General features: G+C 68.7%; 23 protein-coding genes and 1 pseudogene. 19 read left to right on the top strand and 5 right to left on the bottom strand.

Features of this window, described 5'->3' with window-relative positions:
- The first annotated feature begins 48 nt into the window (after positions 1-48).
- Positions 49-711, top strand: a complete 663-nt coding sequence (locus tag IRT45_RS15055) for a phosphate uptake regulator PhoU (protein WP_194806486.1) — start codon at positions 49-51, stop codon at positions 709-711.
- A 68-nt stretch (positions 712-779) separates the two neighbouring features.
- On the opposite strand, the gene IRT45_RS15060 is transcribed toward IRT45_RS15055, so the two are convergent.
- Entirely contained in the window at positions 780-1,343 is a 564-nt protein-coding gene (locus IRT45_RS15060; RefSeq protein WP_194806487.1) for an RNA 2'-phosphotransferase, read from the bottom strand.
- A gap of 178 nt (positions 1,344-1,521) precedes the next feature.
- Here IRT45_RS15060 and IRT45_RS15065 point away from each other — a divergent pair, with 178 nt between their 5' ends.
- Positions 1,522-3,030 carry a leucyl aminopeptidase gene (locus tag IRT45_RS15065; protein ID WP_194806488.1) on the top strand — a complete coding sequence of 503 codons (1,509 nt, stop codon included), beginning with the start codon at positions 1,522-1,524 and terminating at the stop codon, positions 3,028-3,030.
- Between the two features lie 221 nt (positions 3,031-3,251).
- Here IRT45_RS15065 and IRT45_RS15070 read toward each other — a convergent pair whose 3' ends face one another.
- Positions 3,252-3,602, bottom strand: coding sequence for a hypothetical protein (locus tag IRT45_RS15070; protein WP_036500046.1), 351 nt, complete (start codon positions 3,600-3,602; stop codon positions 3,252-3,254).
- Positions 3,603-4,013: 411 nt separating this feature from the next.
- Between IRT45_RS15070 and sucB the strand changes: the two genes are divergently transcribed.
- The 9 genes and pseudogenes from sucB to IRT45_RS36860 all read left to right on the top strand — a co-directional run.
- On the top strand, positions 4,014-5,807 hold the full coding sequence (gene sucB, locus IRT45_RS15075) for a 2-oxoglutarate dehydrogenase, E2 component, dihydrolipoamide succinyltransferase (RefSeq protein ID WP_194806489.1): 1,794 nt from the start codon (positions 4,014-4,016) through the stop codon (positions 5,805-5,807).
- Between the two features lie 32 nt (positions 5,808-5,839).
- Positions 5,840-6,730, top strand: coding sequence for a TIGR01777 family oxidoreductase (locus IRT45_RS15080; protein ID WP_194806490.1), 891 nt, complete (start codon positions 5,840-5,842; stop codon positions 6,728-6,730).
- A gap of 108 nt (positions 6,731-6,838) precedes the next feature.
- A complete protein-coding gene (locus IRT45_RS15085; RefSeq protein ID WP_276326885.1) occupies positions 6,839-7,390 on the top strand; it encodes a GNAT family N-acetyltransferase in 552 nt (183 codons plus the stop codon).
- Between the two features lie 74 nt (positions 7,391-7,464).
- Positions 7,465-8,475: a lipoyl synthase gene (gene lipA, locus IRT45_RS15090; protein WP_194806557.1), complete on the top strand. Its 1,011-nt coding sequence runs from the start codon at positions 7,465-7,467 to the stop codon at positions 8,473-8,475.
- A gap of 178 nt (positions 8,476-8,653) precedes the next feature.
- Positions 8,654-10,855, top strand: coding sequence for an elongation factor G-like protein EF-G2 (locus IRT45_RS15095; protein WP_194806491.1), 2,202 nt, complete (start codon positions 8,654-8,656; stop codon positions 10,853-10,855).
- Positions 10,856-10,922: 67 nt separating this feature from the next.
- The gene (locus IRT45_RS15100) at positions 10,923-11,666 is read left to right on the top strand and encodes a DUF4191 domain-containing protein (protein ID WP_039777211.1); all 744 of its coding nucleotides are present in this window, start codon (positions 10,923-10,925) and stop codon (positions 11,664-11,666) included.
- Positions 11,667-11,831: 165 nt separating this feature from the next.
- Positions 11,832-12,992 (top strand): S9 family peptidase, encoded by a 1,161-nt coding sequence (locus tag IRT45_RS15105; RefSeq protein ID WP_228534371.1) that lies wholly within the window; start codon positions 11,832-11,834, stop codon positions 12,990-12,992.
- A gap of 10 nt (positions 12,993-13,002) precedes the next feature.
- Positions 13,003-13,638: an IclR family transcriptional regulator gene (locus tag IRT45_RS15110; protein ID WP_194806492.1), complete on the top strand. Its 636-nt coding sequence runs from the start codon at positions 13,003-13,005 to the stop codon at positions 13,636-13,638.
- Between the two features lie 195 nt (positions 13,639-13,833).
- A pseudogene (locus IRT45_RS36860) lies at positions 13,834-14,250 on the top strand (aldehyde dehydrogenase family protein); the annotation flags it as partial.
- 11 nt (positions 14,251-14,261) lie between these two features.
- On the opposite strand, the gene IRT45_RS15115 reads toward IRT45_RS36860, so the two are convergent.
- Complete coding sequence (locus IRT45_RS15115; RefSeq protein ID WP_194806493.1) at positions 14,262-15,122, bottom strand: aldo/keto reductase; 861 nt, start codon at positions 15,120-15,122, stop codon at positions 14,262-14,264.
- Between the two features lie 84 nt (positions 15,123-15,206).
- On the opposite strand from IRT45_RS15115, the gene IRT45_RS15120 reads away from it, so the two are divergent.
- On the top strand, positions 15,207-15,791 hold the full coding sequence (locus IRT45_RS15120; protein WP_194806494.1) for a TetR/AcrR family transcriptional regulator: 585 nt from the start codon (positions 15,207-15,209) through the stop codon (positions 15,789-15,791).
- On the opposite strand, the gene IRT45_RS15125 is transcribed toward IRT45_RS15120, so the two are convergent.
- The gene (locus IRT45_RS15125; RefSeq protein WP_063064163.1) at positions 15,775-16,236 is read right to left on the bottom strand and encodes an RDD family protein; all 462 of its coding nucleotides are present in this window, start codon (positions 16,234-16,236) and stop codon (positions 15,775-15,777) included. The two genes, IRT45_RS15120 and IRT45_RS15125, sit on opposite strands and share 17 nt — an antisense overlap.
- 461 nt (positions 16,237-16,697) lie before the next feature.
- On the opposite strand from IRT45_RS15125, the gene glnA reads away from it, so the two are divergent.
- On the top strand, positions 16,698-18,134 hold the full coding sequence (gene glnA, locus IRT45_RS15130) for a type I glutamate--ammonia ligase (RefSeq protein WP_194806495.1): 1,437 nt from the start codon (positions 16,698-16,700) through the stop codon (positions 18,132-18,134).
- Positions 18,135-18,207: 73 nt separating this feature from the next.
- On the opposite strand, the gene IRT45_RS15135 is transcribed toward glnA, so the two are convergent.
- On the bottom strand, positions 18,208-18,375 hold the full coding sequence (locus tag IRT45_RS15135) for a hypothetical protein (protein WP_157104288.1): 168 nt from the start codon (positions 18,373-18,375) through the stop codon (positions 18,208-18,210).
- Between the two features lie 197 nt (positions 18,376-18,572).
- Here IRT45_RS15135 and IRT45_RS15140 point away from each other — a divergent pair, with 197 nt between their 5' ends.
- The 6 genes from IRT45_RS15140 (at position 18,573) to IRT45_RS15165 (ending at position 24,467) form a co-directional block, all read left to right on the top strand.
- On the top strand, positions 18,573-19,484 hold the full coding sequence (locus IRT45_RS15140) for an oxygenase MpaB family protein (RefSeq protein WP_194806496.1): 912 nt from the start codon (positions 18,573-18,575) through the stop codon (positions 19,482-19,484).
- Positions 19,485-19,573: 89 nt separating this feature from the next.
- Entirely contained in the window at positions 19,574-21,253 is a 1,680-nt protein-coding gene (locus tag IRT45_RS15145; RefSeq protein WP_309240973.1) for a CocE/NonD family hydrolase, read from the top strand.
- Positions 21,250-22,608 carry a M20/M25/M40 family metallo-hydrolase gene (locus tag IRT45_RS15150; RefSeq protein WP_194806498.1) on the top strand — a complete coding sequence of 453 codons (1,359 nt, stop codon included), beginning with the start codon at positions 21,250-21,252 and terminating at the stop codon, positions 22,606-22,608. Before IRT45_RS15145 ends, IRT45_RS15150 begins: the two co-directional genes overlap by 4 nt.
- A 37-nt stretch (positions 22,609-22,645) precedes the next feature.
- On the top strand, positions 22,646-23,053 hold the full coding sequence (locus IRT45_RS15155; protein ID WP_194806499.1) for a DUF3224 domain-containing protein: 408 nt from the start codon (positions 22,646-22,648) through the stop codon (positions 23,051-23,053).
- Positions 23,054-23,144: 91 nt separating this feature from the next.
- Positions 23,145-23,981, top strand: coding sequence for an alpha/beta hydrolase (locus IRT45_RS15160; RefSeq protein WP_194806500.1), 837 nt, complete (start codon positions 23,145-23,147; stop codon positions 23,979-23,981).
- Positions 23,982-23,990: 9 nt separating this feature from the next.
- Positions 23,991-24,467 carry a 6,7-dimethyl-8-ribityllumazine synthase gene (locus IRT45_RS15165; RefSeq protein ID WP_039777200.1) on the top strand — a complete coding sequence of 159 codons (477 nt, stop codon included), beginning with the start codon at positions 23,991-23,993 and terminating at the stop codon, positions 24,465-24,467.
- Positions 24,468-24,469: the final 2 nt, after the last annotated feature.

Here is a 24,469-nt window from a genome sequence, read left to right on the forward strand (position 1 = left end):
TTCCTGCGATATTGCACGTTCGGCGCGGCGGGCGGCGAAGATACCAGAGTGCGAACGAAATTCTCCTCCGAACTCGCGGCGCTCTCCGACGAGCTCGCTCATATGGCTCGGTTGGCACACGAGGCGGCCGAACGCGCCGCGGTGGCGATCGAGAACGCCGATCTGACCGCTGCCTACGAGGTGTTCGCGCTGGAGGAGAGAATCCAGGCCGAGCACGCCAAATGCGAGGACCGGTCGGTGATCCTGCTGGCCCTGGAGGCGCCGGTCGCGCGGGATCTGCGCAATGTGGTGACCGCCATCCAGATCGCGGAGGATCTGTCCGGTATCGCGGGCGGGCTCAGCCGGGTGGCCGACGGTGTGGTGCGGAAATTCCCGGAACCCGTGGCGCCCGAGGACATCACGCATCAGCTCTCGGCGATGGCCGCGGCGCTGGTCGACCTCACCGCCGCGGCCATCGCGGTGATCTCGGCCCAGCAGGTGGAACCCGACACCACCCTGATTCCGCCGGATCCGGCGATCGAACAGCTCCAGCAGCACCTGCTGCGCGCGGTCGCCGACGACGGCTGGCAGCACGGCAATGCGATGGCGGTCGAAACAGCGCTGCTGGCACACCATTTCGAGCGCTGCGCCGCGCACTGCGTGCGGATCGGGCGGCTGATCCGGTTCTTCCACACCGGCGTACCGCTGTCGGCACAGACCGGCGAGGAGTGAGCGGCACCCACACTCCGCCGCGGTGATGAGCTCGCAGACCGCACCGGGCTCCCGTAGCGCCTACGGATTCAGGCCGAACCGGTAGAGGGTCTCCGCGCGAGATAGTGCGGTGCCACCGCATCGACCAGCCAGACTCCGTTGCCGGTGCGGTAGAACGACTGCCCGTCGCGATACATCCGCTCGGCCGCGACGTCGAAGACCACCGGGCGACCGTGCCGGCCGCCCACGGTGCGTGCGGTGTCCACATCCGCCGAGAGGTGGACCGCATGCCGGCGCATCGGGCGCAGTCCCTCGGCCATGATGACCTCGACCAGGTGCTCGGCCGTGCCGTGGAACAGGATCGACGGCGGTTCCGTCGCGGTGTAGCCGAGCTCGACGGGGATGGAATGCCCCTGCCGGGCGCGGATCGACGTCCCGGTCTCGTCGAATTCGTAGCGCTGCTTGTTGTTCCGCGCGACCACCGCGTCCAGGTCCGCGCGAGTGATCGTCGTTGCGGCCCCGCTCGCCTGCCGCAGCAATACGTCCACCGGCACCCACCCCGCGGCGTCCGGTTCCAGGCCGATCCCCTGCGGGTCGTGCCGCAACCACTTCGACAGGCGCTTCGACAAGCGCACAAGTTCTCGATCGTTCATAGTCATTCACCACCACGATCGCACGGCGCCCGGAGCAGCACCAGCGAATTCCGGCCGCGGTGCTTCCAGCTGTGTCCTTCGGCGGTGTCCGCGGCGACCTCCGTGGTTACGCAGGCTGCCGCGTCCGGCCGCGTCGCTCCCACCGCTGGCCCCGAACCCCACCCAGTAACCTGGGCGCATGACAGCTGTTGCAGATCGTTCACTCGGCCCGGAACTGGCACGTACCGAGAGCATCGGCCCCGATACCGATGTTCTCGTGGTGGGACTTCTGTCCACCGACGACGGGCCCGTGATCGCCGCGGCCGACGTATTCGACGCGGTGCTCGATGCCGGCACCCGCGAGCAGTTGCTGGCCTCGCTGCTGGCCGTCGGCGCGAAGGGTAAGGCCGAGGAACTCACCCGTATCCCGGCGCCGGACGGGCTCGGCGCGACCAGCGTGCTCGCGGTCGGACTCGGCGGACGGGACGCGCTGGACGCCGAGCAGATCCGCAAATCCGCCGGTGTGGCCGCCCGCTCGCTCGCCGGCACCGCCACGGCCGTCACGACGCTGTCCGGACTGGATCTGGGCGCCGCTGCCGAGGGCTTCTACCTGGGCGCCTACACCTTCACCACGTTCAAGTCCGACAAGTCGGCGCCCAAGCCGGCCGAACGGCCGCTGCAGCGCGTCGAATTCCTCGTTCCCACAGCCGATTCCGGCGAGGACGAACTGTTCCGCGCCCAGGCTGTCGCCGAGGCGGTGGCGACCGCCCGCGATTTCGTCAACACTCCCCCGAACGCCCTCTTCCCGGCCGAATTCGCCGAGCGCGCAGCCGAATTGGCGCGGGCGGCCGGACTGGACGTGGAGATTCTCGACGAGAAGCAGCTGGAAGCGGGCGGCTACGGCGGTATCGTCGGCGTCGGCAAGGGCTCCTCGCGCCCGCCGCGACTGATCCGCATCACCTACTCCGGCGGCGATACCAAGGTCGCGCTGATCGGCAAGGGCATCACCTTCGACACCGGCGGTATCTCCATCAAGCCGGCGGCCAATATGGAAAACATGACCTCCGATATGGGTGGCGCCGCGGCGGTCATCGCGACCACCCTGGTGGCGGCGCGACTCGGACTGCCGATCACGGTCACCGCGACGGTGCCGATGGCCGAGAACATGCCCTCGGCAACCGCCCAGCGTCCCGGCGATGTGCTCACCCAGTACGGCGGCACCACGATCGAGGTCATCAACACCGACGCCGAGGGCCGGCTGATCCTGGCCGACGCGATCGTGCGCGCGGGTGAGGACAACCCGGACTACCTGATCGACGTCGCGACGCTGACCGGCGCGCAGATGGTCGCACTCGGCACCCGTACCCCGGGCGTGATGGGCACCGAGGAATTCCGCGACCGGGTGGCGCGGCTGTCGCAGGAGGTCGGCGAGAACGGCTGGCCGATGCCGCTGCCCGCCGAATTGCGCGCCGACCTGAACTCGAAGGTCGCCGACATGGCCAATGTGTCCCCGCACCGCTGGGGCGGCATGCTGGTCGCCGGCACGTACCTCAAGGAATTCGTGCCCGAGGGCGTGCAGTGGGCGCACCTGGATGTGGCGGGTCCGGCCTACAACACCGGCGGGCCGTTCGGTTATATCGGCAAGGGCGGCACCGGCGTTCCCGTGCGGACGTTGGTCGCGGTGTTGACCGATATCGCGGGCGAGTAAGCGGCACAACATAATTCGGATTCCCGGTCGGCGACTATCGGACGTGTGGCCGACCGGGATCTGGTCAGCGCGTCACCCGGGCCGGTTCGGCACCGCCGATGCCGAACGCCTCACCGACGAGCTGAGCGCACACCGGTAGACCGTCGCCGGTGGCGACGGCCGCCGTCGCGATCCTGCCGACGCGATTTCCGACTGTCGGCCCCTGCTCGGCCCGAAGCGTTCTACTCCGCGGACAGATCCCGCAGATCGGCCTCCAGCGCGCGCTTGCGCTCGATGCGTTTGCGGGCGTCGTAGTCGCGCATACGTTGCGGGTAGCCGGTGCGGCCGACGTCGTAGACGGGAACGCCCAGGCGGCTCGACAATTGGCGCGCGCCGCGCTCGCCCACGACCCGGCGCGTCCATTCCCCATCGGCGGCGATAAGAATCGCTGTGACATCGGTCACTGTCGTCTTGGGTTCGATATACGCCTCGACACCCACGTGGGTGCGCACCCAGTCGGCCAGATAACGAATATCGGAGGCGTCGGCGCCTCTACCCGCGCGGCCGCCGCGGAAACGATCGAGCAACCCCACGGCCGCCTACCTCCTGGTCGAATGTCGGGTGCGTGTACTCCCGATCTATCGATAGTGCCAGCTGTCGGGCATTTCGGGCGCACGCCCAGCTCCGCGGAGGACAGAGTGTCCGAAGCCCGCGGTCCGGTGCGGGGTGTCGAACCAGACACGCCGAGCCGGACGATCGACATCGGGGCAGCTCTCCGCGGCGGCGCGGATGCTGTGATGTCGCCACGGGCCCGCCGACCGCCCGCCCTGTGGTACGTATCGCAACGGCGAGTGCAAGGATGGAGAACCGGAACAAGAACCGCACGGATCTCCGGTGCCACAGGAATGTTCGGTGGCAGCCGGGTGCTCGCCGCGACCCGCGGCGCGCCCCGCCGAGAGACGAACTGTTGTGAACCCGTCGAGCAGTTAGAGGAGTCAACGGACATGGCCTTCTCCGTCCAGATGCCAGCTCTTGGTGAGAGCGTCACCGAGGGCACTGTGACCAGGTGGCTGAAGCAGGAAGGAGACACGGTCGAGGTCGACGAGCCCCTGCTCGAAGTGTCCACCGACAAGGTCGACACCGAAATCCCGTCCCCCGCAGCGGGTGTGCTCACCAAGATCGTGGCCCAGGAAGACGACGTCGTCGAGGTCGGCGGCGAACTGGGCGTGATCGGCGACGCCGGCGAGGCGTCCGGGTCGGCACCCGCCCCGGCGCAGGAGGCACCTGCCCAGCAGGCACCGGCCGAATCCGCGCCCGCGCAGGAAGCGCCCGCCCAGCAGGCCCCCGCGCAGCAGTCCGCCCCCGCCGCGCAGTCCGGTGGTGCCGCCGACGGCACTCCGGTGAAGATGCCGGAACTGGGCGAATCCGTCACCGAGGGCACCGTCACCCGCTGGCTCAAGCAGGTCGGCGACCAGGTCGAGGTCGATGAGCCGCTGCTCGAGGTGTCCACCGACAAGGTCGACACCGAAATCCCGTCGCCGGTGGCCGGCACGCTGCTCGAGATCAGCGCGAACGAGGACGATGTGGTGTCGGTCGGCGGTCAGCTCGGCGTGATCGGCAGCGGCTCGCCCGCCGCCGCGCAGTCCGCGCCCGCCCCGGCTCCGGCGCCCGCGCAGCAACAGGCACCCGCCCAGGAAGCGCCCGCCCAGCAGGCCCCCGCCGAGCAGGCGCCGCAGCAGCAGGCGCCGGCCAAGCAGGAAGCGCCCGTGCAGCAGGCCCCCGCACAGCAGGCCCCGGCCCAGCAGGCTCCGGCGCAGGCCGCGCCCGCCGCCGCGTCCGGCAACGGCGAATCCCCCTACGTCACCCCGCTGGTCCGCAAGCTGGCCCAGGAGAACAACGTCGATCTGTCGACGCTGAAGGGTTCCGGCGTCGGCGGCCGCATCCGCAAGCAGGACGTGCTCGCGGCGGCGGAGGCCAACAAGGCCCCGGCCGCGCCGCAGCCCGCCGCCGCTCCGGCCGCTGCCGCGGCCCCCGCCGCGCCGTCGGCTCCGGCCGGCGCCCGTCCGCAACTGCAGGCACTGCGCGGCACGGTCCAGAAGGCCAACCGCATCCGGCAGATCACCGCCACCAAGACCCGCGAATCGCTGCAGACCACCGCGCAGCTGACCCAGACCCACGAGGTCGACGTCACCAAGATCGCGGCGCTGCGGGCCAAGGCCAAGAGCGCGTTCGCCAACCGTGAGGGCGTCAACCTGACGTTCCTGCCGTTCTTCGCGAAGGCCGCCGTCGAGGCGCTGGGCGTGCACCCCAACGTCAACGCCTCCTACAACGAGGACACCAAGGAGATCACCTACCACTCCTCGGTGCACCTGGGCATCGCGGTCGACACCGAGCAGGGTCTGCTGTCGCCGGTCATCCACAACGCCAGCGACCTGTCGCTGGCCGGGCTGGCACGCGCGATCGCCGATATCGCCAACCGTGCCCGCACCGGCGGCCTCAAGCCGGACGAGCTGGCCGGCGGCACGTTCACGATCACCAACATCGGCAGCCAGGGCGCCCTGTTCGACACCCCGATCCTGCTTCCGCCGCAGGCGGCGATGCTGGGCACCGGTGCGATCGTCAAGCGCCCGATCGTGATCTCCGACAACGGCAGCGAGTTCATCGGCATCCGCTCGATGTGCTACCTGCCGCTGACCTACGATCACCGCCTCATCGACGGCGCCGACGCGGGCCGCTTCCTGACCACCATCAGGCACCGGCTGGAGGAGGCTGCGTTCGAGGCCGATCTCGGTCTGTAAAACGCTGCGCGACATGACGATTCGGTGACGACATGAAGGTTGTGATCGCCGGTTCGTCCGGACTCGTCGGGACGGCGCTGGTCGCCGCGCTGCGCCGGCACGGGCACGAGGTGGCCCGCCTGGTGCGCCGTCCCGCCGCGGCCGAGGACGAGTTCAGCTGGGATCCGGTGCGGGCGCAGGTGCCCGCACCGGCCCTGCGCGCGGCGGATGCCGTGGTCAACCTGTGCGGCGCCGGACTCGGCGCACGCCGCTGGAACGGCAGTTACAAACAGCAGTTGCGCGACAGCCGCATCGGCCCGACCGATGTGCTGGCCACCGCGGTCGCCGACGCCGGCGTGCCGACGCTGGTGAACGCCAGCGGCGTGCATTTCTACGGCGGCGACACCGGCGACCGGGTGATCACCGAATCCGATTCCGCCGGAACGGGTTTCCTGGCGACGCTGTGCCGGGACTGGGAGGCCGCCACCCAGCCCGCGGTCGATGCCGGGGTTCGGGTGGTGCAGGTGCGCAGTGCGGTGGTGCTGTCGCGCCACGGCGGCATGCTGGCCCTGTTGCGGCCGCTGTATTCGATCGGCCTGGGCGGGCGCCTGGGCAGCGGGCGCCAATATCAACCGTGGATCTCACTCGACGACGAGGTCGCCGGCATCTCGTTCGTCCTGACCGACCCGGCGGTGCGCGGACCGGTCAACATGGTCGGCCCGGCGCCGGTGACCAATGCCGAATTCAATCGCGCGCTGGCGCGGGCGCTGCATCGTCCGGCGCCGTTCATCGTGCCCGCCGTCGCCTTGCAGGCCGCGGTCGGCGAACTGGCCCAGGAGGCGATCCTGCGCGGCCCGCGCGCGATTCCCACCGTGCTGGAGAAGGCGGGCTACACCTTCCGCCACGAAACCATCGGCCAGGCGCTGGCGTCGGTGATCGACTGAACAGGATGACGGCCGAGCGGGGTGAAACCGCTCACACCTGCACGGACAGCGCCCGCGTTCGAACCCGATCGGCTCGCCGCCACCGAAGGTTGCGGATAGTTTGAGGCGGTGACCGATATCCAGTCGGGTGGACCGCGCATTCGCGATGCCGAGGAACGCGACATCCCCACCATCCTCGCCATCCACAACGACGCCGTGGCCGAGACGACCGCCATCTGGGACACCCAGCCGGTCGACCTCGACGATCGTTTGCACTGGTGGCGTGACCGGGTGGCCGCCGGATATCCGGTGCTCGTCGCCATCATCGACGGTCAGGTGGCCGGATATGCCAGCTACGCGCAGTGGCGGCCCAAATCCGGCTATCGGTACTGCGTGGAGAATTCGGTGTACGTCTCGGAGCGGTTCCAGCGCCGCGGCGCGGCGACCGCGCTGCTGACGGCCCTGCTGGGGCGGGCCGAGGAGTCCGGGCGGGTGCACACCGTGATCGCGGCGATCGAAACCTCCAACAAGACCTCGATTCTGCTGCACGAGAAGTTCGGCTTCCGGATCGTCGGCCAGCTGCCCGAGGTGGGTCACAAGTTCGGCGGCTGGATGGATCTGACCTTGATGCAGCGCACGCTGCCGGGCCCGATTTCGGCGGGCGTAGAGTCGTTCGAGTGACCTCCGTCGATACCCCGACATCGAACAGCGGCACGGCACACACCGCCGCGCCGGCCACTTCGTCCTCCGATTCCCTGGTACGGGAATCAGGCGGTCGCAAATTGCTTCGCATTGAGGCCCGCAACGCGCAGACGCCGATCGAACGCAAGCCGAAGTGGATCCGCACCCGCGCCACCATGGGCCCCGAGTACTCCGAACTCAAGGGCCTGGTCAAACGCGAAGGGCTGCACACGGTCTGTGAGGAAGCGGGCTGTCCCAACATCTTCGAATGCTGGGAGGATCGCGAGGCCACCTTCCTCATCGGCGGCGAACAGTGCACCCGCCGCTGCGATTTCTGCCAGATCGACACCGGTAAGCCCGCCGCGCTCGACCGCGACGAACCGCGCCGGGTGGCCGAGAGCGTGCAGGCGATGGGCCTGCGGTATTCGACGATCACCGGCGTCGCCCGTGACGACCTCGACGACGGCGGCGCCTGGCTGTACGCCGAAACCGTGCGCGCCATCAAGCGGCTCAACCCGCACACCGGTGTGGAGTTGCTGATTCCCGATTTCAACGCCGAACCCGATCAGCTGGCCGAGGTGTTCTCCGCGCGGCCGGAGGTGCTGGCGCACAACGTGGAGACCGTGCCGCGCATCTTCAAGCGGATCCGCCCGGCGTTCCGTTACGAGCGGTCGCTGGCTGTGCTGACCGCGGCCCGCGAGGCCGGTCTGGTCACCAAGTCGAATCTGATCCTCGGCATGGGCGAGACCCCCGAAGAGGTCACCCAGGCGATGCGTGACCTGCACGAGGCCGGGTGCGACATCCTCACCATCACCCAGTACCTGCGGCCCTCGCCGCGCCACCATCCGGTGGACCGCTGGGTGAAGCCGGAGGAATTCGTCGAACATTCCCGCGTCGCAACCGAACTCGGCTTCGCCGGCGTGATGGCCGGTCCGCTGGTGCGCTCCTCCTACCGCGCCGGCCGGTTGTACGCGCAGGCGATGGCGCATCACGGCCGCGAGATCGCACCGGAGATGTCGCATCTGGCCGAGGAGGGCTCGGCGAGCCAGGAGGCGAGCTCGGTCCTCGCCCGATTCGGCAGCTGAACCGAACCCCAGCCACCTCGTAGCGACCGGCCGAATTCGCCTTCGGCCGGTCGTTCGTTGCGTACGGGGTGCGGATTCACCACGGATGGGGTGCGGATCCCCGGAACGGGTGACACAGCCGCGCGCCGGTGGGAAGCTCGAAGCAACCGCACGTGTCGACTCCGGGAAGTGAAGAGACATGGCCGAGAAAGCGAGCACCGCCGCCCGTAACAGTTCCGCCGGCAGAGTCCTCGAGGCGTCCCAGCCGGACGGTATCCGCAATGTGGTCCTGGTCGGGCACACCGGCTCCGGCAAGACCACAGTGGTGGAGGCACTGGCCATGGAGGCCGGGGCGCTCACCCGAGCCGGCCGCGTGGAGGACGGCACCTGTGTGTCGGATTACGACGATATCGAGCAGCGCCAACATCGCTCGGTCCAGCTGTCGGTGGTGCCGGTCGCCTGGAACGGCATCAAGGTCAATCTGATCGATACGCCAGGATATGCCGATTTCGTCGGCGAACTACGGGCCGGTCTGCGAGCTGCGGATGCGGCCCTTTTCGTGGTCTCGGCCGCCGCGGGCGCCGACGGTGTGGACGGGCAGACGCTGGCGCTGTGGGAGGAATGCGCGCAAGTAGGGATGCCGCGGGCCCTGGTGATCACCCACCTGGACGCGGCCCGCGCCGATTTCGACCTGATGGCCCAGACCTGCGCCGATCTGCTCGGCGACGGCGATTCCGACGCGATCCTGCCGCTGCAACTGCCGGTGTACGGCCCGAAGGGCCCCGACGGGCACCGCCCGGTCACCGGGGTGATCGACCTGCTCACCGAGCAGGTCTTCGATTGTTCCGACGGAGCGCACACCCGCACCGACGCCACCGCCGAACAGACCGCGCAGATCGAGACCGCGCGCAATCGGCTCATCGAGGGCATCATCGCCGAGAGTGAAGACGAAACCCTGATGGACCGCTACCTCGAGGGCGAACGGATCGACCTCACCACGTTGATCGCGGATCTGGAACGCGCGGTGGCGCACGACCGCTTCCATCCCATCCTCATCGCGGCGCCTCCACCCGAGGGCACCCGCGAGGGTCTGGGCATGGTCGAGATCCTGGAGCTGATCACCCGCGGCTTCCCCACGCCCGCCGAACACGCGGTCGCGGCGCGCTGCCCCGGCAACGGGGCGGCCCCGCAGGCACTGTCCTGCGATCCGGGTGCGCCGCTGGCCGCCGAGGTGATCCGCACCGCCTCCGATCCGTATGTGGGCCGGGTGTCGCTGGTGCGGGTGTTCTCCGGCACCCTGCACGCCGACGACACCGTGCACATCTGCGGGCACAACGACGGCAACGGGCACGATGTCGACGAACGGGTCGGCGCGGTGACGGCGCCGTTCGGTAAACAACAGTTCCCGATCGGCCAGGCCATCGCCGGCGATATCGCCTACGTCACCAAACTGGGGCACGCCGAGACCGGCGATACCGTGTCGGCCAAGGATTCTCCGCTGCTGATCGAGCCGTGGCCGCTGCCCGAACCGCTGCTGCCGGTGGCGGTGCGCGCCCACGGCAAGGCCGATGAGGACAAGCTGTCGCAGGGCCTGTCCCGTCTGGTCGCCGAGGATCCGACGGTGCGTCTGGAGCAGAATCCGCGCACCCATCAGCTGGTGCTGTGGTGCCTGGGCGAAGCCCATCGCGATGTCGCCTTGGAGCGGCTGCGGTCCCGGTTCGGGGTGCAGGTCGATGTCGACGAGTATCGGGTGGCGTTGCGAGAAACGTTCGCGGGCAAGGCTTCCGGGCACGGGCGGCATGTCAAGCAGTCCGGCGGCCACGGCCAGTACGCGATCTGCGATATCGAGGTGGAACCGCTGCCGGAGGGCTCCGGGATCGAATTCGTCGACAAGGTGGTCGGCGGCGCGGTGCCACGCCAGTTCATCGGCTCGGTGGAGAAGGGCGTGCGCGCGCAGGCCGAGCGCGGGGTCGCCGCCGGATATCCGCTGGTCGATGTGCGGGTGACCCTGCTCGACGGTAAGGCGCATTCGGTCGATTCCTCCGATGCGGCGTTCCAGACCGCGGGGGCGCTGGCCCTGCGGGAAGCGGCCGCGGCCGCCCGGATCGATCTGCTCGAACCGATCGCCGAGGTGCGGGTGACCGTCGCCGACGATTTCGTCGGCACCATCCTCGGCGACCTGGCCGGCCGCCGCGGCCGCGTGCTGGGCACCGAACCGGCCACCGCCGGGCGCACCGTCATCCGCGCCGAGGTGCCCGAACTGGAATTGAGCCGCTACGCCATCGACCTACGCTCACTCTCGCGCGGCGCCGCCCAGTTCGACCGCAGTTATGTGCGGCACGAACCGATGCCGAGCCAGATCGCCGCGGACCTGCGCAGTCGCAGCGAAGCCACCGTCTGAGGCGAGCGTCGCACCTGTTCTGCGGCCCGTGCGGGCTATGGCCCGCTCGACCACTATCCTGAGAGGTATGGCAGCAGGTAAGGGCGGCACACCGTCGAAGGAAGCGAAGGCCGCGGCGAAGGCGGCGCGCAGGCAGGCGTCGAAGGAGCGGCGTCAGCAGCTCTGGCAGACGTTCCAGATGGTGCGCAAAGAGGACAAACTGCTGCTGCCGCTGATGATCGGCGCGCTGGTCGGCATCACCGTGGTGCTGTTCCTCATCGGCTTCCTTTTTGACATGCAGTGGTTCCTGCTGCCGGTCGGCATTCTGCTGGGCGCGCTGGTCGCCTTCATCATCTTCGGACGCCGCGTGCAGAAGAACGTCTACGCCAAGGCCGAGGGGCAAGCGGGCGCGGCCTGGTGGGTGCTGGACAACCTGCAGGGTAAGTGGCGCGCCACCCAGGCCGTCGCCGCCACCACCCAGCTCGACGCCGTCCACCGCGTGATCGGCCTGCCCGGTGTGATCCTGGTGGCCGAGGGCTCGCCGCAACGCGTGAAGTCGCTACTGGCGCAGGAGAAGAAGAAGACCGCCCGCCTGGTCGGCGATACCCCGATCTACGACATCGTGATCGGCAACGAGGAGGGCCAGGTTCCGCTGAAGAGCCTGCAGCGCCACCTCACCAAACTCCCCCGCAATATCGACGCCAAGCGGATGGACCTCATCGAGGGCCGCCTCACCGCCCTGGCCACCCGCGGCGGACCGGCCCTGCCGAAGGGCCCGCTGCCGGCCGGCGCGAAGATGCGCGGAGTGCAGCGCACCATCCGCCGCCGCTGACATACGCACGGCAGCACCGCCGCATGCGGAGGCTGCTGCACAACTGAAGTCTCGAATCGCCGCCGCATCCCGGAGTCAGGGAGCGGCGGCGATTTCTCGTCCACTACCCCATGCGTCCGGGGCCGCGGCCGACTTCGCCGCTCAACCCGAGCACCGCGGATCCCGGTGATCCTGCACAGTGAGGAGCAGCCCACGGTCCGCGAGACCCACGGATTCACCGGCGGCCACGGGATCGTGCTGGAGGGGCAATTGCTGCGCCCACCGGGCGATCGGCGTTCGGGCGCAACGGTTTTCCTCTTCCAGCATCCGACCTCGACGCTGAATCTGCTGCCGATGCCGACCGCACTCGCCGCCCGCGGACATCACGTGCTGTGCGGGGCGAGCCGCTACCCGAAGAACGATTCCGCGCTGGTGATGGAGAAGGTGGTCCTCGACCTCGGCGCGTGGGTGCGCTGGGCGCGCGAGGTCGCGGGCTACGACCGCGTGATTCTGGTCGGCTGGTCCGGCGGTGGATCGCTGTCGCTGCTGTACCAGGCCGAGGCATGGGATCCGAGCATCACGCACACACCTGCCGGAGATCCGGTCGATGTTGTGGGAGCGGGACTTTCGCCGGGCGACGGGGTCGTGTTCATCGCGGCGCATCTGTCGCGGGCGGAAACTCTCACCGAATGGCTCGACCCGTCGGTGATCGACGAAACCGATCCGCACCGCCGCGACGCCACCTGGGACATCTATGCCGACGACGCGCCGCGGCGCCCGCCCTACGATCCCGAGTACGTCGCCGGATTCCGCGAAGCCCAGCGCGCCCGCAATCGCCGCATCTCGGACTGGGCGCTCACCCGGCTGGCCGACCTGCGCGCCGCGGGCGGGCCCGAACAGGAGCAGCCCTTCCTGGTCCACCGCACGATGTGCGATGTGCGCTGGCTCGATCCGGCCGTCGACCCCAACGACCGCCGCCCGAACTGGTGCTATCTCGGCGATCCGCGCACCGCGAATGTCGGACCGGTCGGCCTGGCCCGCTACACGACGCTGCGATCGTGGCTGAGTCAGTGGAGTCCGGATCATTCGGTGGCGGGCGGGGCACGCAATGCCGCGCGGATCACGAAGGGCCCGATGCTGCAGATCGAGAACTCCGCCGACGACGCGGTGCCCGCCACCCACAACCCGATCGTGCGCGACGCGCTCGCCACCCCCGACCGCACCTATCGCGTAATCCCCGGCGCCACAGACTATTACGTCGGCCAACCCGGCCATCTGCGCACCTGCCTCGAATACGTCGAGCAGTGGGCCGCCGAGCGCGAGCTGATCGAGGCGCCGCCCACGTAGGATTTCTGCCATGCCGGCTCCCGACACCTCGCAGACCCTGAGCCGCGGACTCGACGTGCTGAAGTTGCTCGCCAGCAGCCCCCATGCCCGCACCCCGGCGCAACTGGCGCAGGAGCTCGGGCTGTCGCGCACGATCATCTACCGCCTGGTCGGCACGCTGGTCGAACACGGACTGGTGCGCCGCGCCGAAGACGGCACGGTCAGTGTCTCCGCGGGCGCGCTCGTGCTCACTCAGCACGTGCTCGGCTCGGTGCGCGAGGCCACCCGCGAGATCCTCGAGGATCTGGCCCGCGAGGTGGAGGCCACGGCCCATTTCTGCGTCGCCGACGGGGACGACGTCCTCGCGGTCGCGGTCGTCGAGCCGCCGTTCACCACCTTCCATGTCGCCTATCGGGTCGGCGCCCGCACCGCGCGCGGACAGGGCGCCCTCGGCGAGGCGATCGAGGCGTCGCGGCAGGGCGAGCGCGGGATCTTCGAGAGCGCAGGCAAGCTGGTGCCCGGCGCGCACGGCGTCGTCGCCTCGCTGCCCGGACTGCCCGGTCCCCCGGCGGCCGTCGGCGTGGTCACGCTGGTCGGGCAGGAAACTCCGGCGATGGTCGATGCGGTGCGCCGGGCCGCCGAGCGGTTGTACGCCGCGCTGGGCTGAACATTCCGGATAACCTCCGAGCCGATTATCGAACCAGGCATTTGTCCGATAATCGGAAACTTCATCACAACATACGATCATCGCGCTAGCCTGCTCACACTTCGTTCAGTCGTCAGGAGCAGCCGTGTCCGCACCTCCACCCCCCGCGCCGACGGCGCGCAGGCTCCGACCACGTTCCCGCCCCGCCGGCTCTGGATCGGCGGGCGCTGGCGCGACGCGAGCGGCGGCGCGACCACCCGCGTCTACGTGCACGACAGCCTGGTCGAGGAGGTGACGCGGCGGCCGGCCGACCATGCCGAATCCCTCACGCTGGGCGACCCGTTCGACGCCGAGGTCGCCATGGGACCGGTGGTGAACCGGCAGCAGCACGAGCGCATCGGCGGCTACCTCGGACTGGGTGTCGCCGAGGGCGCCGAGCTGGTGACCGGTGGCTCCCTCGCCGATCGGCCCGGCTATTTCGTCGAGCCGACCGTCTTCCTCGGCCGCCACGACCAGCGCATCGCGCGCGAGGAGATCTTCGGCCCGGTCGCCACGATCATCCCCTTCTCCGACACCGCCGACGTCCTGACGCTGGCCAACGACAGTCACTTCGGGCTCAACGCGATCATCCATACCGACGCCGCTCAGGCCCGCCCGTCGAGCGCGGCGAGCATCCCGGCATCCAGCTCGAGCTCCCGCGCCGCCACATTCTGCTCGAGATGGTCGATGCTGCGGGTGCCCGGAATCAGCAGGATGTGCGGATCGCGGGCCAGCAACCACGCCAGACCCACCTGACTCGGTGTCGCGCCGAGGCGGCCGGCGATATCGCGCACCACGTCGTCGTCGGCCACCTTGGGCCGTCCCGGAAATCCCGATCCGAGCGGGAAGTACGGAACAAAAGCGATTCCGCGCGAACAACATTCGGCCAAAACGGGTTCCCCCTGCCGTTCCAGCAGGTTGTAGAGATTCTGCACGCACGCGATACCCGCGGGAGCGGCGTGGCGGAGCTGCTCGACGGTGACATGACTCAGCCCGATCGCCCCGATCTTGCCCTCGTCCCGCAACGACACCAGTTCGGCCAGCTGGTCGTCGAGGTCCACGATCTGATCTCCGGTCGCCACGATGCCCGGCGCAGCGTCGGTCCGGCGCAGATTGACCACCGCCAACTGTTCGGCATCCAGCGCCCGCAGGTCGGCTTCCACCGCGGCCCGTAATTGCTCGGGCTTCTGCGCGGCGACGAGCCCGCTGCCGGTGTGCACGGCGCCGACCTTGTCGACCAGCAGCAGATCGTCCGGATACGGATGCAGCGCCTCGCGCAGCAGCGCGTTCACCGAGCCGTTGCCGTAGAAACCGGCGGTATCGATATGGCCCACGCCGAGCTCCACCGCCCGCCGCAGCACCGCGACCGCGTCCGCGCCGGATTCCAGCTGCCTCGCGCCGTAGCCGATTCGGCCGACCGGACGTCCCGCCAGTTCGCCGTCACGCGGTTGCGTCATGACCGTCATTCGGGTCTCCCTTGTTACCCTGTGCATAAGCGGAGGAACCTCCGCTTACTTCCAGACTAATACAGAAACGGAGGACCCTCCACTTTGCCCGGACAGCCGCGTGGACGCCGCGACGCGCAGCGCAATCGCCAACTACTCCTCGACGCCGCTCTCACCGCGTTCACCGGCGAAGAAGGCACGCCCAGCCTGGAATCGATCGCCAAGTCCGCCGGCGTGGGCATCGGCACGCTGTATCGGCACTTCCCGTCCCGGGAAGCGCTCATCGAAGCCGTCTATCGCAGCGAACTGGAACAGCTGTGCGATCAGGCCGCGGACCTGCTCGGCCACCACGCCCCGGAGGTCGCGCTGCGGATCTGGCTGGGCCGCTACGCCGACTTCGTGGCCACCAAACGCGGCATGGCCGAGGCACTGCGCGAGGTCATCGCCTCCGGGGCGGTGACCTCGGCGCAGACACGCGAAAGACTCAGTACCGCAATCCGTTCCGTGCTCGATGCGGGCGTCGCGGCCGGGACACTGCGCGACGACGTCCGGCCCGAGGACGTGACGGCGGCGATGGCGGGCGCGACACTGGCGGGTATCGACCGCGAGCAGATCGACCGCCTTCTCGACCTGTTGCTCGACGGTGTGCGACTCGGCGCAGGGCGGCCGATTGTCACCGAGCGCGGATGAGTGCCGTCCCGGTCGCCCGGTCGTGCATACCGCGGCGATCCCCGTCGGTGAACAACGCGGGCACCACGAAGGTCAGCAACACCTGCCGCGCCACCGAGCGCACGAAGCCGACCGGCGCCGACGCATCGATCCGCACCGTGCGCATGCCCAGGAAGTACTGCCCGGGCGTGAACCCGAACAGCATGACCGTCACCACGCCGATCACGAACCAGATCAGATAGGTCACGGTGTTGAGCGAGCCGGCGCCGCGCACGATCAGCGCGGCGATACCCATGGCGATGAAGTAGTCGACGAACAGCGCGAGGATGCGGCGCGACATGGGCGCCAGCGACCCCACACCCTCCTGCGGCAGGCCGAGCAGCTTGCCGGGATAGTCGTCGGGCTGCGGCTCGCCGGGGTGGGCCGCATTCGGGCCGGACAGCCAGGAACCGGTAATTCGCGCCATGCTCCCAGCGTAGGCGTATCGGCGGTGAGGATTACGTCACACCCGGACCGCGCACGCACCCGCGCGCGACACCGGCGGTCGGAGGCCGCCGTCCGCGGGCGGCGTCGCTCTCGCGGCTTCGCGGGCCCGCGGGGACGACAGCACGATGCCCCGCCGGGGCGATTCACCAAAGCGGTTGCGGGCGGGAAACTCTGGGCGTCGCGCGCACCGATCGGCGACGATGCGCGGTCCTCGAGTCGAGCGCCGGATGCCGTGGTGGCAGGATAACTGTGCTGGTCCGGCACCGCATCGTGAACGAACCATCACGTGGTGTTGCCCGGGGACGCCGCCGACCCGTCCAGCAGCACGTGTAACACTGGCGAAACACAGCCTTGATTGCGGGGAAACACCGCATCCATACCGTTCAGCGCTGAAACCCAGCAATCGGCACAGGCTGGGAACCGATCCGTAAGGAGTACTAAGTGGCGTTCAGCACGGCCGACGAGGTCATCAAGTACATCAAGGAGGAGGACGTCGAGTACGTCGACGTACGCTTCTCGGACCTTCCTGGCGTTCAGCAGCACTTCTCCATCCCGGCGAAGTCGTTCACTTCCGACCTGGCCGAAGAGGGCCTGGCGTTCGACGGCTCCTCGGTGCGCGGTTTCCAGTCGATCGACGAGTCGGACATGCTGCTGCTGCCCGACTTCTCCACCGCCCGGATCGACCCGTTCCGTACCGCGAAGACGCTGAACCTGAACTTCTTCGTGCACGACCCGTTCACCCGTGAGGCCTACTCCCGCGACCCGCGCAACATCGCGCGCAAGGCGGAGGAGTACCTGCGTTCGACCGGTATCGCCGACACCGCGTTCTTCGGTGCCGAGGCCGAGTTCTACATCTTCGACGGCGTGCGCTACGGATCGGGCATGAACGGCTCGTTCTACGAGATCGAGTCCGTCTCGGGTTCGTGGAACACCGGCAAGGAGTTCAACCCCGACGGTTCCCGCAACCTGGGTTACAAGGTCCGCAACAAGGGCGGCTACTTCCCCGTCGCGCCCTACGACCACTACGTGGACCTGCGCGACAAGATCTCGACCAACCTGCAGAACGCGGGCTTCGAGCTCGAGCGCGGCCACCACGAGGTCGGCACCGCCGGTCAGGCCGAGATCAACTACAAGTTCGGCACGCTGCTGTCGGCCGCCGACGACCTGCAGCTGTTCAAGTACATCGTGAAGAACACCGCGTGGCAGGAAGGCAAGTCGGTCACCTTCATGCCGAAGCCGCTGTTCGGTGACAACGGCTCGGGTATGCACGTGCACCAGTCGCTGTGGAAGGACGGCAAGCCGCTGTTCCACGACGAGGCCGGCTACGGTGGCCTGTCCGACCTGGCCCGCCACTACATCGGCGGCATCCTGCACCACGCGCCGTCGCTGCTGGCGTTCACCAACCCGACCGTGAACTCCTACCACCGTCTGGTGCCGGGCTACGAGGCCCCGATCAACCTGGTGTACTCGCAGCGCAACCGCTCCGCCGCGGTCCGCATCCCGGTCACCGGCAACAACCCGAAGGCAAAGCGCATCGAGTTCCGCGCGCCGGACTCCTCGGGTAACCCGTACCTGGCCTTCGCCGCCATGATGATGGCCGGCCTGGACGGCATCAAGAAGAAGATCGAGCCCAAGGCCCCGGTCGACAAGGACCTCTACGAGCTCCCGCCGGAGGAGGCCAAGAACATCCCGCAGGCCCCCACCTCGCTGGCCTCGGTCATCGACCGCCTCGAGCAGGACCACGAGTACCTCACCGAGGGCAACGTCTTCACCGACGACCTCATCGAGACCTGGATCCAGCTCAAGCGTGACAACGAGATCGCGCCGGTGAACCTGCGTCCGCACCCCTACGAGTTCGAGCTGTACTACGACGTGTAAGTCGTTACGGCACACTCGAATTCACGAAGCCCCAGCCGAATCCGGCTGGGGCTTCGGTGCGTTTCGGGGCTCCTCACAGATGCGGGTGGCTGCCCAGGGATGCGCTGTAGACGGCCGGATGAGCTTGGGCGGCAGCGAGATTGCGGCGTTCCTCGGCGGTCAGGGTATGGCGGGCCAGCGCCCGGCGGGCGTAGGTGCGCAAGGTCCCCAAAAACGAGGGGTGGGCGTGAGTGTGGATCATGGCTGGATCCCTCCTCCCTGAACTTTCGATGTGGCGAGGATCCCATTCTCCCACCAGTTCACCGAGATTTCAGGTTGTGTTCACTTATGGTCGCTCCGGCGAGTCGGTGGCGGGCGCCCGGTTGCCAAGATCGAAAGAGAGTGAGATGATTCGCATGTAATCTTCTCATCATGTCGAGTGGTCAAAGGAGATCACGGATGACCGCCTCCGTCGCCCGCGCCGAGCGCACCGAACACGAACTCGGCCCCCGCAAGCCGATCGAGCCCGGAACCCGCATGTGGGACGAGGTAGGACTGATCACCTTCTCCCTCACCGCCGGCTCGGCCTTCCTGCTGCAGACCATGGAACCGACGATTTCCGCGGTCGTCGACGAGCACTCCACCTTCCGCACCGATCCGATGCGCCGCGCGATGCGCAGTCTCGCGGCGGTGATGACCTGGACCTACGGCGGTGACGAGGCCGTCGCCGAGGCCGATCGCCTGCGGCATATGCACGCCTCGCTCAACACCGTCGACGCCCAGGGCACACGCCACTCCGCGCTCGCCTCCGGCCCGTGGGCCTGGGTGCTGCACACCGGCACCTACGCGTTCAACGAGGGCTCGAAATACTTCAGCCGCACTCCGCTCACGTACGCGGAGAAGGAGCAGTACTACCAGGAGGTGCTGCAACTGCTGCGCATGTTCTCGGTGGCGCCCAAGGAGATTCCGCCGACCTACGCCGAGTTCGAGGTCTTCTTCGCCGATACCGTGGAGAACCACCTCGTCGCCACCGACACCGCGCGTGACTACCTGAAAACGATCCGCCACGTGGCCCCGCCCAAGTCGCTGCCCAAACCGCTGGTGCCGCTGTGGAAACTGGCCGCCTCCCCGCTCGGCCGCATGCAGTACTTCTGCACCGTCGGCACCACGCCCGAACCGGCGCGCCGCAAACTCGGACTGACCTGGACCGCGCAGGACGAACGCAACCTGCGCATTCTGGGCTGGATCCTGGCCCGGCTCGTCCCGCTGCTGCCGGAACGGATCCGCTACTTCCCCATCGCCTACGAAGCGCGCAAACTCGAGCGCGACCGCGCCCGGCTGCGCAAGGTGCTCGATCTGCGCCCGATGTGATCGAGGCGCCGCGGCCGGATGACCGGCCGGTTTCCCGACCCCGGTTCTGAGGGCTGGACGGGTGGCGGTGCAGACTCGATAGTCCTATGGTGCTCGAGAATTCATCGCCACGCGCCCGGCGCGTGCTCATGCGTGTGCTGGGCGGGCTGGTCCTTCTGATCGCCGCGGCCGCGCCGGTCACCGCGACCGCCGCACCGGCCCCGGCGTATCAGTGGCGCCAGGAGTTCCTGACCACCCCCGACGGTGTGCGATTGCACGCGGACATCCTCCGACCCGCCGGCATGGCCGATGACGTGCGCACCCCCGTCGTCATGACGGTGAGCCCCTACCGCAACCATCTGGCATTCACAGCCGAAATTCATCCGCAGGGCGGCCCGTCGCTACGCGATCTGTATTCGGAACTGTTCCTCGACGCCGGCTACACCTATGTGATCGTGGATCTGCGAGGCTTCGGGGGGTCCAGTGGCTGCCCCGACTTCGGTGGCCCCGGCGAGCAGAGCGATGTGCGTACCGCGGTCGAATGGGCTGCGGCACAACCGTGGTCGACCGGACGAGTCGGCCTGACCGGTACCTCCTACGAGGCATGGACCGGCGTCATGGGTCTGGCCACCAACCCGAAGGGGCTGGCGGCGGTGGCGTCGTTCGAACCCGTCGTCGACCCCTACAGCTACCTGTACATGCAAGGCATTTCGTGGAAGTTCTCCGGAAAGCCGGTGACCGAGGACGGTGTTCGCCCCGGCGATATGGCCGGATTCGAACATCTGCTGATCTCCTCCACCCCCGCGCACCCCTCCGACTCACCGGAATACAAGGCCAACGCCGCGCGGCTACCGATCGAATGCGCGCAGTCGTATCTGGCGGGCACCACCAACCACGACGGCGGTACCCGGTTCTGGCGCGATCGTGACCTCACCGATCGCGTTCGCGGCAGCAAGGTTCCGCTGTTCTTGAGCCAGGGTTTCCTCGACTACAACACCCGCGCCTATCGCGTCTTCGACGTCTGGAAGAACCACGATCTCCCTGAGGACAGGGGCTGGTTCGGCCAGTGGGGACACCAGAACTGCCACGAGGCATGCGGCACACCGCAGTTCTACAGCGAGGCGCTGGCCTTCTTCGACAAATATGTGGCCCAACGCGACGTCCAGGTTCCGGGCCCGCGCGTCACTGTCGGCAGTTTCGACGGCCGATGGCGAAGCGAAAAAACCTGGCCGCCCGTCGATTCCGCGCGAGTGACAATGCCGATCCGGCCCGGTGAATACACCGATCGCGGCCTGCTCCCCGGCCCGGACCGCGAGTACTGGTCGCTCTCGCAGCCGCTGCCCTCCGATCAGCATCTGTCCGGAATCCCCACGGCCACACTGGCGTTGAGTGGCCCACCGGCCGCCACGGTGGCCGTGGAACTCTACGATGTGGCGCCCAACGGCGCGGGCACGGTGATTACTCGCGGTATCGCGCAGGTCGCCGATACCGCTGACATCCGCCTGCTGGCACAGGATTGGACCGTGTCGGCCGGTCATCGGATCGGGGTGCGTATCACCGATGTGGTCGACTCCGTCTGGTCGCACACTCCGGCGAACGCGCGGGTGAGCGTGCATTCCGGCACCGTGGAGTTGCCGCTGCTCACCGGCACCCGGAATTTCGATCTGACCGGCGGCACCAGTGAAGCGCTCGGGAAGTGGCGCGCGCGCTGGGTGACCGACCTGCCGGCCGCGGTGCTGCGCGATTCCGGTGTGACCGTGGACTTCCCGCAACGACGAGGAGATCGATGACAGCGACCGGTACGACCGCGACCACCGTCGACGACGCGACCGCGCAGCGGCTCGCTGCCGCCCTGCGCTGCGTCACCGTCTCGCGCGACGACGCCGATGCCGACGAGGTCGAATTCGACCGGCTCGCAAGCCTTCTCGACAACGAATTCCCCCTGGTGCACACACACCTGGAACTGGAGCGATTCGGCCACAGCCGGTTGTATCGCTGGCCGGGAACCGAGCCCGGGACGGCGGCCGTTCTGCTCGCCCACCAGGACGTCGTTCCGGTCGATGACGAGCAACGCTGGACCCATCCCCCCTTCGCCGGTGTGGTCGACGACGAATTCATCTGGGGCCGTGGCGCGATCGATGACAAGAGCCGGATGCTCGCCATCCTGGAGGCGACCGAATCGTTGCTCGCCGAGGGCCGCCGGCCGCGCCGCACCGTCTATTTCGCCTTCGGCCACGACGAGGAGATCTTCGGCCGCGCCGGCGCCACCCGGATGGCGGCCCGGCTGCGCGAGCTCGAGGTGCGCGCCGACCTGCTGCTCGACGAGGGCGGGGTGATCACCCAGGGCGTCGCCGACGGCGCCACCACACCCGTCGCCTCCATCATGCTCGGCGAAAAAGGCTGGGCCACCGTGCAACTGCGCACCACCGACACCGGCGGCCATTCCTCGATGCCCGGCCGCGAAACCGCCGTGGGCCGGATCGCGCGGGCGGTCGCGCGCATCCAGGACCATCCGATGCCGCTGCGCCTGACGCCGGTGATCGCCGACATGCTGGCCCGGATGCGGCCCGCCATGGCCGAACCACGCCGGTCCGCCCTGCGGCTCGCACCGATCGCGGGCGGGGTGATCACCCGCATGATGGCGGCGCGACCGCAGACCGAGGCCCTGGTCCGCACTACCACCGCACCGACGGTGATCCGCGGCGGGGTGAAGGCGAACGTACTGCCGCAGCGCGCCGAGGCGCTGGTGAATTTCCGTATCCTGCCCGGTGATTCGGTGGCCGGCGTGCTCGAACACTGCCGCCGCGTGGTCGCCGACCCGCGCGTCACGATCGAGGTACTCGGCACCGCCTCCGAACCCTCGCGGATCACCGGCCCCGGACCGGCCTTCGACGTGATCGCCGACATCACTCGCGCCGTGGTGCCCGACGCGGTGGTCACCACGGGCATCGTGCCCGGCGCCACCGACTCCCGCCACTACGACGGGCTGGCCACCACCCGATGCAACTTCGCGCCGATCGTGGTCGACGCGGCGGATCTGGAGCGCATCCACGGCACCGACGAACGGCTCTCCCGGGCCAACTACGGGCGGTTGATCGAATTCAACCGCCGCGTCCTCGCGCACTACACCAGCGCCGGCGGCTGATGCCGGGAATGTCGGTGTTCGCGGCTACGCTCAGCGGGTGCGAGCTACAGCAACGTTCACCGTCAAATCCTTCGTCGCCACGGACGTCCTTCCCGATCCGGACATCCCCACCGCGACGCCGGTCGGAATCGCCCGGCTGGAAAAGCATTTCGAGGGTGAGGCGGTCGGACGCTCGGCCACGTTGTTCACCGCCGCGTTCGACCAGCTGTCGGGCCGGGGCACCTATGTGGCGATGGAGTCGTTCGAGGGTTCGCTCAACGGTTTGGCCGGTACGTTCAACTTCGCTCATTCGGCGACCACCGCGGGTGAGGACCGCAGTGCGGAATTCTTCACCATCGTGCCCAGCAGCGGCACCGGGGAGCTGAGCGAGATCACCGGGACCGGCGGGCTGGCGGTCGACACCGACGGCACCCACCGGATCTGGTTCGACTACGACCTGGGCTGACCGCGGATCACCGCGCGGCGGGCCGATGCGCGACGCACCGGCCCGCCGTGCGCGACAATGGCGGCGCAGCGACGGCGCAGACGGAGGCAGTATGACGACAGGCGATACCGGCGAATTCGACGCCCGCGGCGGACAGGTCTTCTGGCGGGCCTGGCTGCCCGAGCAGGCGCGCGCGGTCGTGGTGCTGGTGCACGGCGTCGCCGAACACTCCGGGCGCTACGACCATGTGGGAAAACGATTGGCCGACAGCGGTTTCGCGGTCTACGCCTTCGACCACATCGGGCACGGCCGCTCCGGGGGCGGGCGGTCGAATATCGAATCGATCGACGCGGCCGCCGACAATGTGAACACCATGCTCGATATCGCGAGCGCGAAGCATCCGGGCCTGCCGCGGTTCGTCCTCGCCCACAGCATGGGCAGCCTGATCACGCTGTATCTGGCGACCCGGGCACCGCTGGACGTCGCGGGGATCGCCGTGTCGGCGCCGCCGGTGGTGATCGAGGCCGGTAACCCGGTGCAGCGGCTGCTCGCCCCGGCCCTGAGCCGCTGGGCGCCGAATCTGGGTGTGCTGCAACTGGATTCGGCGCAGATCAGCCGCGATCCGGAGGTGGTGCGCGCCTACGATCAGGATCCGCTGGTCTACCGCGGCAAACTACCGGCCCGCACGGCGACCGAAATTCTGCACGGCGCGGACTTCGTGCTGGGCCACCTCGACGCGCTGCGGGTGCCGACGCTGGTGCTGCACGGCGGCGCCGATGCCCTGGCCGCCCCGGTGGGCGCCGATCGGATCGAGGCCGGAGCCACCGCGACCGATCTCACGGTGCTGCGTTATCCGGGCCTCTACCACGAGATATTCAACGAACCCGAGCGTGAGAAGGTACTCGGCGACCTGGTGCACTGGTTGGAGGAGCACACCGGCGCGCAGTAACATCCGAGGATGAGCAATACCGACCAGGGACGCATCGCATTCATCCGCGCCAACTGGCACCAGTCCATCGTCACCCAGGCCCACGAGGGTTTCCTGGCGGAGTACGGCGATCTGGGGTATTCGGCGGATGCCGTCGAGGTGTTCGACGTGCCCGGCGCGTTCGAGATCCCGCTGCACGCGCAGCGACTGGCCCGCACCGGCCGGTACGCCGCGGTGGTGGCCGCGGCACTGGTCGTCGACGGCGGCATCTACCGGCACGATTTCGTCGCCTCGGCCGTGGTCGACGGGCTCATGCGGGTGCAGCTCGAGACCGATGTCCCGGTGTTCTCCGTGGTGCTGACCCCGCATCACTTCCACGAGCACAGCGAGCACGTGGACTACTTCACCAAGCACTTCCACACCAAGGGCGCCGAGGCCGCCCGCGCGGTCGCGACCACGCTCAGCTCCCTGCGCACCCTCCCCACCGGCGCGGTCCGAGAGAACTGACG

The sequence above is a fragment of the Nocardia sp. BSTN01 genome, from assembly GCF_015354405.1.
Taxonomy (GTDB): domain Bacteria; phylum Actinomycetota; class Actinomycetes; order Mycobacteriales; family Mycobacteriaceae; genus Nocardia.

Bases quoted from the DNA above. Each gene is read 5' to 3' on its own strand.
- IRT45_RS15060 (WP_194806487.1), bottom strand. From the start codon at position 1,343: ATGAACGATCGAGAACTTGTGCGCTTGTCGAAGCGCCTGTCGAAGTGG.
- IRT45_RS15065 (WP_194806488.1), top strand. From the start codon at position 1,522: ATGACAGCTGTTGCAGATCGTTCACTCGGCCCGGAACTGGCACGTACC.
- sucB (WP_194806489.1), top strand. From the start codon at position 4,014: ATGGCCTTCTCCGTCCAGATGCCAGCTCTTGGTGAGAGCGTCACCGAG.
- IRT45_RS15080 (WP_194806490.1), top strand. From the start codon at position 5,840: ATGAAGGTTGTGATCGCCGGTTCGTCCGGACTCGTCGGGACGGCGCTG.
- IRT45_RS15095 (WP_194806491.1), top strand. From the start codon at position 8,654: ATGGCCGAGAAAGCGAGCACCGCCGCCCGTAACAGTTCCGCCGGCAGA.
- IRT45_RS15100 (WP_039777211.1), top strand. From the start codon at position 10,923: ATGGCAGCAGGTAAGGGCGGCACACCGTCGAAGGAAGCGAAGGCCGCG.
- IRT45_RS15110 (WP_194806492.1), top strand. From the start codon at position 13,003: ATGCCGGCTCCCGACACCTCGCAGACCCTGAGCCGCGGACTCGACGTG.
- IRT45_RS15115 (WP_194806493.1), bottom strand. From the start codon at position 15,122: ATGACGGTCATGACGCAACCGCGTGACGGCGAACTGGCGGGACGTCCG.
- IRT45_RS15125 (WP_063064163.1), bottom strand. From the start codon at position 16,236: ATGGCGCGAATTACCGGTTCCTGGCTGTCCGGCCCGAATGCGGCCCAC.
- IRT45_RS15135 (WP_157104288.1), bottom strand. From the start codon at position 18,375: ATGATCCACACTCACGCCCACCCCTCGTTTTTGGGGACCTTGCGCACC.
- IRT45_RS15140 (WP_194806496.1), top strand. From the start codon at position 18,573: ATGACCGCCTCCGTCGCCCGCGCCGAGCGCACCGAACACGAACTCGGC.
- IRT45_RS15150 (WP_194806498.1), top strand. From the start codon at position 21,250: ATGACAGCGACCGGTACGACCGCGACCACCGTCGACGACGCGACCGCG.
- IRT45_RS15160 (WP_194806500.1), top strand. From the start codon at position 23,145: ATGACGACAGGCGATACCGGCGAATTCGACGCCCGCGGCGGACAGGTC.
- IRT45_RS15165 (WP_039777200.1), top strand. From the start codon at position 23,991: ATGAGCAATACCGACCAGGGACGCATCGCATTCATCCGCGCCAACTGG.